8 protein-coding genes are annotated in these 12,419 nt (G+C 70.5%); 5 read left to right on the top strand and 3 right to left on the bottom strand.

Annotated elements, in window-relative coordinates; genetic code table 11:
• A partial coding sequence (gene lanKC, locus AB0D27_RS26585) for a class III lanthionine synthetase LanKC (protein WP_362513543.1) occupies positions 1 to 1,517 on the bottom strand: 1,517 nt, incomplete at its 3' end.
• Positions 1,518 to 1,723: 206 nt separating this feature from the next.
• Here lanKC and AB0D27_RS26580 point away from each other — a divergent pair.
• The 3 genes from AB0D27_RS26580 to AB0D27_RS26570 all read left to right on the top strand — a co-directional run bounded on the left by AB0D27_RS26580 (position 1,724) and on the right by AB0D27_RS26570 (position 5,688).
• Positions 1,724 to 4,159 carry a SpoIIE family protein phosphatase gene (locus AB0D27_RS26580; protein WP_362513539.1) on the top strand — a complete coding sequence of 812 codons (2,436 nt, stop codon included), beginning with the start codon at positions 1,724 to 1,726 and terminating at the stop codon, positions 4,157 to 4,159.
• Between the two features lie 63 nt (positions 4,160 to 4,222).
• Entirely contained in the window at positions 4,223 to 4,741 is a 519-nt protein-coding gene (locus tag AB0D27_RS26575) for a metallophosphoesterase (RefSeq protein WP_362513536.1), read from the top strand.
• Between the two features lie 38 nt (positions 4,742 to 4,779).
• Entirely contained in the window at positions 4,780 to 5,688 is a 909-nt protein-coding gene (locus AB0D27_RS26570) for an aminoglycoside phosphotransferase family protein (RefSeq protein ID WP_362513533.1), read from the top strand.
• Positions 5,689 to 5,810: 122 nt separating this feature from the next.
• Here AB0D27_RS26570 and AB0D27_RS26565 read toward each other — a convergent pair whose 3' ends face one another.
• Positions 5,811 to 6,908 (bottom strand): XdhC family protein, encoded by a 1,098-nt coding sequence (locus tag AB0D27_RS26565; protein ID WP_362513530.1) that lies wholly within the window; start codon positions 6,906 to 6,908, stop codon positions 5,811 to 5,813.
• Positions 6,909 to 7,159: 251 nt separating this feature from the next.
• On the opposite strand from AB0D27_RS26565, the gene AB0D27_RS26560 reads away from it, so the two are divergent.
• Together AB0D27_RS26560 and AB0D27_RS26555 are read left to right on the top strand one after the other, a co-directional pair.
• The gene (locus AB0D27_RS26560; protein ID WP_362513528.1) at positions 7,160 to 9,145 is read left to right on the top strand and encodes a translation factor GTPase family protein; all 1,986 of its coding nucleotides are present in this window, start codon (positions 7,160 to 7,162) and stop codon (positions 9,143 to 9,145) included.
• 59 nt (positions 9,146 to 9,204) lie between these two features.
• Entirely contained in the window at positions 9,205 to 11,079 is a 1,875-nt protein-coding gene (locus tag AB0D27_RS26555; protein ID WP_362513525.1) for an endoglycosylceramidase, read from the top strand.
• Here the strand turns inward: AB0D27_RS26555 and AB0D27_RS26550 are convergent.
• Complete coding sequence (locus tag AB0D27_RS26550; protein WP_362513522.1) at positions 11,072 to 12,322, bottom strand: YncE family protein; 1,251 nt, start codon at positions 12,320 to 12,322, stop codon at positions 11,072 to 11,074. The genes AB0D27_RS26555 and AB0D27_RS26550 overlap by 8 nt on opposite strands.
• Positions 12,323 to 12,419: the final 97 nt, after the last annotated feature.

The following is a 12,419-nucleotide window of genomic DNA, read 5'->3' as shown; positions in this document are numbered from 1 at the left end:
GGCTCCCGGAGCAGAGCGGCGGGCGGAGGCGCGCCGGCCTCTCCCCCCTCGGGGGCCGGCGCGAGCCGCCCGCCGCCGTCGCCCGTGATCTCGGCGACGGCCTCCGCCAGGAACTCCCCGGGCACGTCCGGGAACTGCCCGGCGATGACCTCCGCCAGATGGGCGGCCTTCCCGCGGTCGACCACGAAGAGCGTGGTGACCGGCATGAACAGGGCCAGCCGCAGACATGCCAGCGCGTACCGGTCCACGGCGGGACCCGTCCGGTCCGGTGGTGCGAAGAACCCCGGGTGGGCGACCACCTGGCGGCCGTTCTCCTCGATCGGCGCCGCCGCCTCGAAGTCGAGCAGGGACACCGACTCCCCGTCGGGCCCGACCATGATGTTGAAGACATGCAGGTCGTTGAAGACGATCCCGCGCGCGTGCACCGCCTCGACGGTCTTCTCGACCGCGCGGTGGATGCGCAGCGCCCAGGCGGTGTACGAGGCGACGGCGTCCGGATCCGGGTCGGGAGTGAGCAGGGGGTGCCGTTCTGCGAAGAAGGAGTTGAGGGGGCGGCCCTCGAGGAAGTCCATGACGAGGAAGCGGTGGTCGCCGAGCGTGAACCAGTCCCGTACCTCCGGGACCACTCCGAGTCCCGACACCCGCTCCAGCGCGTACTTCTCGCGTTCGAGGCGGGCGATGGCATCGGCCCCGTCCGCGGCGAGCCCCGCGTGCGGCCGCCCCTCCTTCAGGACGACCTTGCGCCCGTCGCGGGTGTCGGTGCCCGCGTACACCCCGCCGCCGTTGGAGAAGTGCAGGGCCTTCTCGATGCGGTACGGCAGTTCGCCGACCGTCGTCGTGTTGCGCGCCGCGAGCTGCGGCTCGAGGAACGCGGGCAGCGTCACCCACTCCGGAACCTGGAACGAGGGCCGGCGCCGGTCCGGCACCGACTTCCCCGCGCCGTCCCGCACGGCCGGCACCAGCGAACCGCGCTCGTCGACGACGAAGGAGCGCGCGAAGGCGCCGTACCTGGCGTACAGCGGACCCTCGTTCCAGCGCAGATCGGTGAGGATGTACGGCCCTTCGAAGCCGTCCAGCAGGTCGCCCAGCTCGCGCAGCACCAGGTGGAGCTGGTCCTCGTCCGCCGGATAGATCGTGACGAACTTCCCGCTGGTGTCCCTGGCCGCGTACTTCGTGTTCCGTAAATGCAGCAGATGCGGCCCCGGCACGAACTTGAACGGGATCAGCCGCGGCACGCAGTAGTCCCACACGATCTCGGCGATCTTCTCCGCGTTCTCCCGGGTGGCCGAGGCGTGGATCTTCCAGCCCTGGGCCGGCCCGGAGCGCGGGCTCCCGTCCGGGTCGAGCGGCGTCAGCGTCAGCCAGTCACCGATGCGCGCCGAGCGCCAGCCCTCGGGTGCCTCGCGCAGCGCCGTGCCGTACGACGGCGGAGCGCTCCGCTCGGTCGCGGACAGCCGGTCCGGCGTCTCGTAGAAGTGTCTGTCGGCCAGCGCGTAGACCTCGTACCGCTTGTCCATGACATGCCCCCCTCGGCCTGTTTCACCGAGCCTTCCAGCCCACCAGAGGCACGGACAGTCACGCCTGTCACGAGATCACCGTGCGGAACGCATGGGTAAAGACATGTTCGACTTCTTTCGAGCGGCCGGGCTTCGCCGCAGGCCCGACAGGCCCGGAACGGTCACAGGGGCTGCGCGAGCGCCCTGGAAGCGCTGTAATTGCGGACGTGGTCAGTGAGGGCGGTGCGGAACGCGGAGCGAGAACGCAGCGTGCCGAACTTGCCCTCAAGACGCTCGCCACGGACCTGGACCCACGTGAGCGCCTGCGCCGCGTGCTCGAACAGACGCTCGTCTTCACCGGCGCGACCCTCGCCGCCGTGTATGCCCCGAGCTCCAGCGGCGACGAGCTGCATCTGGCCGAGTCCGCCGGAGTGCCGAGGACGCTGTACGGGCTGCGCGACAGCTACCCGGTCTCCGGCGGATCCCCCGCGGCCGACGCCCTGCGCTCCGGCCGGCCGCTCTGGCTCGGTCCTCGGGAGCTCGCCGACTGCGCCGACGCCCGGCGCCATCCGTCCCTCGACTTCTCGCTGGCCGTGCTGCCGCTGCGGAACGAGGGCGACGGCTGCCTGGTCGCCGTCAGCGAGCACGCGGACGGCTTCGGCGCCGAGGACCGCGCGTGTCTGGGCCTGCTCGCCGAAGCCGTCGTCTGCCCGCCCGCCCCACCGCAGGACACCGGCGATCTGCCCGCCAGCGCGTTCAACCTCGCCATGGACACCGGGCACGTCGACGTCGACGACGAGATGCTGGACCTGTTCGGTCTGCGCCCCGCCGAGTTCGACGGCAAGGTGGAGACCCTGCTGTCGATGACCGTGCCGGAGGACCTGCCCTCGCTGATGTCCGCGGTCGAACCGGACCACATGTCCATCGGTGACCGGGAGCTGGAGTTCCGGATCCTGCAGCCCTCCGGCGGGCACAAGTGGCTGCGGCTGCGCGCCCGCCTGCTGACCGGCGGCGAAGGCCGCCCCGCGCGGCTCGTGGGCACGGTCATCGACGCCTCGAAGCTGCGCTCGAGAGTCAACGACGTGGCCCGCGTCCAGCGGCTCGCCTCGGCCCTCGCCACCGCGGGCACCGTCCGTGACGTCGGGAAGGCCGTGATCGCGGCCCTGCGCAAGCCCCTCCAGGCCGACCGGCTCGCCCTCGCCGAGCTGGAGGGCGACCGCCTCGTGGTCACCGTCCTCGACCCACCCGAGGCGGAGGCCTGGCCCGAGCTGTGGCGCACCGAGTGGCGCTCGGAATGGCCCGACGCGCCGGTACGCGCCATGCCGACGCTCGCGGCGGCCCTCAGCGAGGGACGCCCCGCCGTCTGGCCCGCCGGGGCGCCGCTGGAACCCGCGCTCGCCGATGTCGGCCCCGGCGGCCTCGCCGTGCTGCCGCTGCCCGCCGGTGGCCGGATGGCCGGCGCCTGCCTCATCGGCTGGGACGCCCCGCACGACTTCGGCCCCGACGAGCGCGCCCTGCTCACCGCGTCCGCGGGCCTCGCGGGCCAGGCGCTGGTGCGCGCCCACGCCTTCGACGCCGAGCACGAACTCATCGGCATGCTCCAGCGCACCCTGCTGCCACGCCGCCTGCCCCGGCTGCCCGGCGCGGTCGCCGTCGCGCGCTACCTGCCGACCGTCGCGGGACTGGAGGTCGGCGGCGACTGGTACGACGTGATCCCGCTGCCCGACAACCACGTCGCCCTTGTCATCGGCGACGTCCAGGGCCACAACGCCTCCGCCGCGACCCTCATGGGCCAGATGCGCACCGCCATCCGCGCATACGCCGTCGAGGGGCACCCCCCGGACGTGGTGGTCTCGCACGCCAACCGTCTCCTCATGGACCTCGAGACCGACCTCTTCGCCACCTGCTGCTACGTCGACGTGGACATGGAGGAGGGCTCCGCCTGGTACGTCCGCGCCGGACATCTGCCGCCGGTGCTGCGTCACCCGGACGGCAGTACGGACATCCCCGAGTCGGAAACCGGGCCGCCGCTCGGCGTCGTCAGGCAGGCCGACTTCCCCATGAGCCCGCTACGCCTCCAGCCCGGCACGATCGTGGCCCTGACCACGGACGGCCTCGTCGAGTCCGTCGACCTCGACATCGAGGACGGCCTGAACCGGCTCGCCGCGCAACTGTCCGCGTCCGATCCCGCCCACCTCGGACTCGTCGCCGACGAACTGCTGGCGAGCGCCAACCGCAGCGACGACGTGGCCCTTCTCCTGATGCGCTACGACGGCATGGCGCTGCGCCCGCTGCGCGAGAGCTGGACCGTCTGGCGCGTCCCCGAGGCGGTCCGGCACGCCCGCCGCTTCACCCACCGCACCCTGCGCGCCTGGGGCGTGGGCGACCACGCGGACGCCGTGCTCCTGATCGTCTCCGAACTCGTCACCAACGCCCTCGTGCACACCGACGGCCAGGTCAGGCTGGACCTCACCCTCATCAACCACCGCCTGCGGATCGCGGTCGCCGACAACTCGCCGCGCACGCCGATCAAGCCCACCAGCATCGGCTGGGAGGCCACCGGCGGACGCGGCATCCTCCTCGTCGAGGCGATGTCAGCGGCGTGGGGGACGGTGCCGGTGAGCGGCGGGAAGCAGGTGTGGAGCGAGATCGTGCTGGACTGACACCCTGCGGGTCCGCCCTGCAGTGGCGCCCGCGAGTCCGCTGCGGAGTGACACCCTGGGGGTGTGCGTCTCCTGCTGATGTCCGACACCCACCTCCCGAACCGGGCGAAGCAGCTCCCGGGCCCCCTCCTGGCCGAACTCCCGCTGGCCGACGTCGTCATCCACGCGGGCGACTGGGTCGACACCGACACCCTCGACCTCCTGGAGGACCGCTCGCGCAGAGTCGTCGGGGTGTATGGCAACAACGACGGCCCCGCCCTGCGTGCCCGCCTCCCCGAGGTGGCCCGTGCCGAACTGGGCGGCCTGCACTTCGGCGTGGTCCATGAAACCGGCGCCGCCCAGGGCCGTGAGCACCGCTGCGCGCAACGCTTCCCGGACCTCGACGTGCTGGTCTTCGGCCACAGCCACATCCCCTGGGACACGACGGCGGCGACGGGCCTGCGCCTCCTCAACCCCGGCTCCCCGACCGACCGTCGCCGTCAGCCGCACTGCACGTACATGACCGCGACGGTGACGGACGGCCGGCTGACCGACGTGACCCTGCACCGACTGCCGCCGCGCACGGCCGGCGCCAAGAATTGAGTGGACGGTGGACGCCGCCGCCCGCTGAGATGGACGGCGTGTTGATCGACGCCGGTCTCGTACGCCGTCTGCTCGCCGCACAGTTCCCGCGGTGGGCCGAACTGCCCCTGTCACCCGTCCCGTTGTCGGGCATGGACAACGCCACCTTCCGGCTGGGCGACGACCTGTCCGTCCGTCTGCCGCGCTATGCCCACTGGGCCGGGCAGGTGGAACGCGAGCACACCTGGTTGCCCCGGCTCGCCCCGCAGCTGCCGCTGGCCGTCTCCGCACCGGTGGCGATGGGCGAGCCGGGGGAGGGCTACCCCTACCCCTGGTCCGTCTACCGGTGGCTGGAAGGGGAGAGGGCCACCGCCGAAGGCCTCGCCGATCCGGTGCGGACGGCCGTGGAACTCGCCGAGTTCATCAACGCCCTGCAGAAGATCGACGCCACCGGTGGCCCCGGCCCTCAGCAGAGCAACGCCTTCCGCGGGGTGCCGATGGGGGACACGCGGGACTCCCTGGCCGCCGACGCGCGGGTGCGGCCGAAGATCGCGGCGTTGAAGGGCATGGTCGACGTCGCCGCGGTCACGGCAGTGTGGGAGGCGGCACTCGGGGCGCCCGCGTGGGACGCGCCCCCCGTGTGGATCCACGGGGACCTCGCGACGGGCAATCTGCTGGCGGTGGAAGGCCGTTTGAGCGCGGTCATCGACTTCGGGACGCTCGCCGTCGGCGATCCGGCCGTCGACGTGCTGCCCGCCTGGAAGTTCCTCCCCGACGCGGCAAGGGACGTCTTCCGCGCGGCGCTCGGCGTGGACGACGCGACCTGGGCGCGGGGCCGCGGCTGGGCGCTTGCCGGGTCGCTGCCGGTGCCGGACGACCCGTTCTTCCAGAAGGAGCCGGCCCGGGTAACCGCGGCACTGCACCACCTGGAGCAGGTGCTCGCCGATCACCGCGCCGAGGGCGGCTGACGGAGCACGGGCGCCGCCGACTCCGTATGCGCGAGCCCACGAGTGCCGCCGCGACGGTGAACTCGTGGTGCGGATCCATCGGCTCCTCCCGGAGCAGGCTCGACTCGCCCTCGTGGCTCGGGCTACCTCGGATGAATCGCTCCGCCCGTCGCCGTCAGGGGCGCTCCGCTGCCGCCCCACCGCAGCGCGACGATCTCCGCCGCGACGGACACGGCCACCTCCTCGGGCGTACGCGCGCCCAGGTCGAGCCCGACGGGTGAGCGCAGCCGGGACAGTTCACGCTCCGACAGGCCGGCCGCGGCCAGCCGTTTCATCCGGTCGCCGTGTGTGCGGCGGCTGCCCATCGCCCCGATGTACGCGGCCGGGCGGCGCAGTGCTTCCTCCAGCAGTGGCACATCGAACTTGGGGTCGTGGGTGAGGACGCAGATCACCGTGCGCGCGTCGGTCGGCGTGGCGCTCAGATAGCGGTGCGGCCACTCGACGACGACCTCCACGCCCGCCGGGAACCGCTTCGGCGTGGCGAAGACCGGGCGGGCGTCGCACACCGTGACCCGGTAGCCGAGGAAGTCTCCGATGCGGGCCACCGCTGCGGCGTAGTCGATCGCGCCGAAGACCAGCATGCGCGGCGGCGGAGCGAAGGAGTCGAGGAAGACGGTGACGGCGTCCTCCCGGCGCTCGCCCTGCGGGCCGTAGTGCCGTTGCCCCGTGATGCCCTGGGCCAGTTCGCCCCGGGCGTCGGCGGTGACCGCCACCTCCAGGCCGGTCGATCCCAGCGACCCGGACACCTCGTCCGGCCACACGGCGAGCGTGGCACCGCGCGGCGCCGGTCCGTCCATGACCGTCGCCACCGTCACCGGGCGGCCCGCCGCCACCGACTCGGCCACCGCCGAGAAGGACGGGTCGTCGGCGGGCGACACCCGTCGGACGAGCAGCGTGATCTCGCCACCGCAGGTGAGCCCGACCGCGAACGCGTCCTCGTCGCTGTACCCGAACGTCTCCAGGCGTGCCTCGCCGGATTCCACGACCTGCTGGGCCAGCTCGAACACCGCGCCCTCGACGCATCCGCCGGACACACTGCCCACGACCTCGTCACCGGGACCCACGGCCATGGCCGCCCCGGGGTCCCGGGGCGCGCTGCGGCTGACCGCGACGACCGTGGCGAGCCCGAACGGGGTCCCCGCCGCGTACCACTCGTGCAGCGCCGGGAGGATTTCACGCATCACCGGCTCCTCTCACCTCGGGGTGCGTTCTCCTCAAGAGTCCGCTCCTGTCACCGCCGCCGCCAAACGCTCCGGCGCGGTCGGGGGAACATGCTCCGACCGGGTTTGTTGAGCGTTAATCCGTTGCGTCGCACACCGGTGCCTGCTGCACTTCGGAGAAGAAGTCGTCGGAGATCAAGGAGCAGCAATGCGCGCACCGTTCATGTCCCCCCAGGAAGGAATCACTCCCACTTCAAAGGACATGACGCCCGGTGCATATGCTCAACCTGGGAATTCTGGCGCACGTAGACGCCGGTAAGACAAGCCTGACCGAGCGGCTGCTGCACACGGTCGGGGTCATCGACGAGATCGGCAGCGTCGACGACGGAAACACCCAGACCGATTCCCTCGCGCTGGAGCGGCAGCGCGGCATCACGATCAAATCCGCCGTCGTCTCGTTCGTGGTCGACGACGTCACGGTCAATCTGATCGACACCCCCGGCCACCCGGACTTCATCGCCGAGGTGGAGCGGGTGCTCGGCGTGCTCGACGGCGCCGTACTCGTCGTCTCGGCCGTGGAGGGCGTACAGGCGCAGACCCGTGTGCTGATGCGGACGCTCCAGCGGCTGCGGATTCCCACGCTCGTCTTCGTGAACAAGATCGACCGTGGCGGAGCACGCTGCGAGCACGTTCTCGCCAAGATCTCCGAGCGGCTCACCGACGCGATCGTCCCGATGGGCGAGGTCGGTGAACAGGGCTCGCGGGACGCATACTTCACCTCGTACGCCGCTGCCCGTCTCCAGGCCCCCCTTCTCGATCTGCTCGCCGAACACGACGACGAGCTGCTGGCCGCCTATGTCGAGGGCCGCCTGTCGGACGACCGGCTCCGCGCCGCGCTCGTACGGCAGACCGGGGCCGCCCTGGTGCACCCCGTCTTCTTCGGCTCGGCCATGACGGGCGCGGGTGTGGCCGAACTCATCTGCGGGATCAAGGAGTTGCTGCCCGGAGCCGACGGTGACGTCGACGGCCCGGTCTCGGGCAGCGTCTTCAAGGTCGAGCGCGGACCGGCCGGTGAGAAGATCGCGTACGCGCGGATGTTCTCCGGCACCCTGCGGACCCGTGATCGGTTGACCTTCCGTGACGGTGTGGAGGGGAAGGTCACCGCGATCAGCGTATTCGACCAGGGGTCGGCCGTCCGGGAGGGGGCCGTGGCCGCCGGGCGGATCGGCAAGCTGTGGGGGCTGGGCGACATCCGGATCGGCGACACCATCGGCGTACCGCGGAAATCGCCGGGGGAGGAGCGGCACTTCTCCCCGCCGACGCTCGAAACCGTCGTCGTCCCCTGCCGGCCGGCCGACAAGGGAGCCCTGCATCTCGCGCTCACCCAACTCGCCGAACAGGATCCGCTGATCAATGTGCGGCAGGACGAAGTGCGCAAGGAGATCTCCGTATCCCTCTACGGGGAGGTGCAGAAGGAGGTCATTCAAGCGACCCTGGCGGACGAATTCGGCATCGACGTCCTGTTCCTCGAGACGACGCCCCTCTGCGTCGAGCGGCCGGTCGGCACGGGCACGGCGGTCGAGTTCAACAAGAAGGACGCCAATCCGTTTCTCGCGACCGTCGGACTGCGCATCGAGCCGGCACCGGTGGACTCCGGGGTGGAATTCCGTCTGGAAGTCGAACTCGGGGCGATGCCGTACGCCTTCTTCAAGGCGGTCGAGGACAGCGTGAGAGAGACGCTGGCGCAGGGAATCCACGGGTGGCGGGTCACCGACTGCACGGTCACCATGACCCATTCCGGTTACTCACCCCGGCAGAGCCACGCGCACCAGGGCTTCGACAAGAGCATGTCCAGCACGGGCGCCGACTTCCGCGGACTGACCCCGCTGGTGGTGATGAGCGCGCTGAGGGAAGCGGGCAGTCAGGTGTACGAGCCGATGGACCACTTCCACCTGGAGGCCCCGGCGGACACGCTCGCGGCGGTACTGCCCGTGCTGGCGAAACAGCGCGCCGTTCCACAGACCACGCTGATGCGCGGCGCGACATGTGTGCTGGAGGGGTTCGTCCCGGTCGCCCGGGTGCATGAACTCGGGCAGCAACTCCCGGGGCTGACACGTGGCGAGGGCGAGCTGGACTGCGTTTTCGACCACTACGCGCCGGTCGGGCAAGGCGCGGCCCCGGAGCGGTCGAGGACCGATCTCAACCCCCTCGACCGCAAGGAGTACCTCCTGAACCTTACGGGGCGAGTGGGCGCGTGAAGCCCAACTTACTCGTAAGTCAGGTGGTATTGACGACTCTTGGTGCACACGGGACTGTTATGGACATGTCGAAGTTACGTGCGCGTCTGCTCGGCGTCCTCGTACTCCTCACCGGCTTCCTCTCGGCGGCGGGCGCCCAACCCGCCGCCGCGGACGGACTCCCCGACTCCCTCTGGTTCGACCAGCCCGCGGCCGCCACCCTCACGGTCGCGAACGGCCGCTTCACCGACGGCCTCGGCCGCGAGGTCGTGCTGCGCGGCTACAACGTGTCCGGCGAGACCAAGCTGGAGGAGAACAGCGGGCTGCCCTTCGCCTCGGTCGCCGACGCCAAGAAGTCGGCGACCGCGCTGCGCGCCCTCGGCGGCGGCAACTCCGTGCGCTTCCTGCTGTCCTGGGCGCACGCCGAACCCGTACGCGGCCAGGTCGACACCACGTATCTCACCGCGGCCACCGACCAGATGCGCGCCTTCCTCGATGCCGGAATCCGCGTATACCCCGACTTCCACCAGGATCTCTCCTCCCGCTATCTCTTCAACACGGGCAGCTGGTACAGCGGTGACGGCGCGCCCAAGTGGGCGGTCACGGCGGGCAGTTACCCGCAGGAGTCCTGCGGAATCTGTCTCTTCTGGGGCCAGAACATCACGCAGAACGGCGCCGTGAAGCAGGCGTCGTACGACTTCTGGCACAACGCCTACGGTGTACAGGGCGCCTTCCTCGACACGGCCCAGGCCACCATGGCCTACGTCAAACAGCACCTCACCACCGCCGAGTTCGCGGGCGTCGTCGGCTTCGACCCGTTCAACGAGCCGTACGCGGGCACCTACGACTCAGGGCAGACCAGCCGCACCTGGGAACGCGATGTGCTGTGGCCGTTCTACGCCAAGTTCCGGGCCCGTATGGACGCGGCCGGCTGGCAGGACAAGGCCGCCTTCGTCGAGCCGAACCTCTTCTGGAACGCCAACATCGACTCCCAGAAGCAGGAGGGAGGCCTGCTGGACGCGGGCACACTGGGCCCGCGCTATGTGTTCAACACCCACTTCTACGACCAGAAAGCCATCTCGGGCATCCTCATGTGGGGCAAGGCGGGAGACGGTCAGTACGCCACCGACTTCGGCACGGTACGGGACCGGGCCTCGGCCGCGGGGACGGCGGCGATCGTCAGCGAGTTCGGCCACCCGCTCTCCGGATCGGTCTCGGACAAGGCCCCGACGGTCGTCAAGGCGATGTACCAGGCCCTCGACTCCCGCCTGCCCGGCTCCAGTTGGTGGTCCAAGGCGGGCTCCTCCGGCCCGGTCCTGTCCGGCACCCAGTGGCAGTGGGACCTCTACAACGGGCGACATCACGAACTGATGAACGACAACCCCGACAAGGTCCTGACCTCCGGCGACGCCTGGAACGACGAGGACCTCTCCGCCGTACGCCTCGACGACTCGGGCACGGCGGTGCTGCGCCAGGACGCCCGCCTCCTGGACCGCCTCTACCCGAGCGCCACCGCGGGCACCACGGTCGCCTTCACCTACGAGGACCGCTCCCGCGACGGCTCCACCACCCTGAGCTGGAATCCGATCCCTTCGACCCTGCCGCACGTCTCCCAGCTCGTCGGATCGGGCCAGTACGGTCTGCTGCTCTGGCGCTCCAACGGCGGCGGCGCCCCCACGGAGCTCCACCTGCCGGCGTCCTTCCCGACCTCGGCGACCACGGTGGTGTCCGATCTCGGGGCGACGATCTCCCCGCCCGCCTACACCACCACCACGCCGATCGCCGTGGCCCCCGAGCCGGGCGGTACCGGCAGCCGCCGTCTCCTGCTCACCGCGCCCGGCTCGGGGACTGTGCACTACGCGCTGGTCACGAACGGGGCGACCGCTCCTTCCGCCGACCTGCTGAGCGCGGCCAGGACCGAACTGGCGGCCTGGACCGCGACACAGGTCAACTGACGGACGGGCTGGCCCAGTTCGCCTGCACATGGCCGAGGCGAACCCGCTGGGGGTGGTCGCCGACCGGCACCGACACGGTCTTCTGCCCGGTGGCGAAGTCGATGGCGGTGATCTGGTCGGCGCCGCTCTCGGAGACGACGCAGTCCTTGCCGTCGCCGCTGACGGTCGCCCAGTACGGCTTGGAGGCGGTGACGAGCGGGCCTTCCTGGAGGGTGGCCCGGTCGACGACGGTCGCGTAGTCGTCCATGGTGCCGGCGACGCAGAGCTTGGTGCCGGACGGGTTCATCGAAAGGCCGTGGTGGCGCGAGTCGTTGACCCAGGTGGTGCGGTCGGTGCTGGTGGCGGGGTTCTTCGGCAGGGTCTTGACTCGGGTGATCTTGTCGGAGGTGACGTCGTACTCGAGGAAGCCGTTGAAGAACGAGACCTGGAAATACAGTTTGGACTCGTCGGGCGAGAAGACGGCGGGGCGGACGGCGTCCGAGAAGTCCGTGAGGCCGATCGCGTCGAGCCGCTCCCGCATGTCGATCACCTTGACCTGCTTGAAGGTGGCCGCGTCGACGACCGTGATGTGCCGGTCGCCCTTCGTCCAGTCCAGCCACGGGTCGTCGAGGGCGGTGGTGACGTCGCCGATGGCCATGTTCCATATGTACTTGCCGTCGCGGGTGAAGATGTTCTCGTGCGGCTTGTCGCCGGTGGCGAAGGAGCCGACCTGCTTACCGGTGTTGATGTCGAGCACATGCACGGTGTTCGCGGTCGAGGCCGAGACCGCGACACGGGTGCCGTCGGGAGAGACCGCCATGTGGTCGGAGCGGTAGCCCGCCACGGGGAAACGCCAGTTGATCTTCCCGGTGGCGAGATCGATCGAGACGACATCGGCGAAACTCGGGCGCGAGACGACCGCGGACTTGCCGTCGGGCGTGGAGTACATGTCGTCGGCGAACTGGTCGTGCCCCTCGCCGACGCCATTGCGAATGGCCATGAAGTAGGCCCACTTGATGGGATCGGCGTTGATCGCCGCGAGCCGTTCGTCCTTGTCCGGGATGACGTTGATCCGGCCGATCTTCGCGAAGTCACCGGTGGACTTGATGACGTCCGCGGTGCCGTCCCAGTTGTTGCCCACGAACATCACCTCGCGCAGATCGGCGGCGGAGGCCTCTGCGGTGGCGGCGGTCGCCGTGCCGCCGAGGGTCAGGGCGAGAGCGGCGGCGAGGGAACAGAAGTGCCCGGGTCTGAGGACAGCCATGGTGGGTCCTTGTCGTAGTGGGGAGTGCGAATGGCGAGGGCATGACAAGGGAAGTCTGAACACGCCCGCGTTCAGAGTTGACTTACTGGAAAGTAAG

This window comes from Streptomyces sp. NPDC048415 (genome assembly GCF_040651675.1).
Lineage (GTDB): Bacteria > Actinomycetota > Actinomycetes > Streptomycetales > Streptomycetaceae > Streptomyces.
Note: the sequence above shows the minus strand (reverse complement) of the source record. Positions and strands in the feature narration are given on the sequence as shown.

Bases quoted from the DNA above. Each gene is read 5' to 3' on its own strand.
- AB0D27_RS26565 (WP_362513530.1), bottom strand. From the start codon at position 6,908: ATGCGTGAAATCCTCCCGGCGCTGCACGAGTGGTACGCGGCGGGGACC.
- AB0D27_RS26555 (WP_362513525.1), top strand. From the start codon at position 9,205: ATGGACATGTCGAAGTTACGTGCGCGTCTGCTCGGCGTCCTCGTACTC.
- AB0D27_RS26550 (WP_362513522.1), bottom strand. From the start codon at position 12,322: ATGGCTGTCCTCAGACCCGGGCACTTCTGTTCCCTCGCCGCCGCTCTC.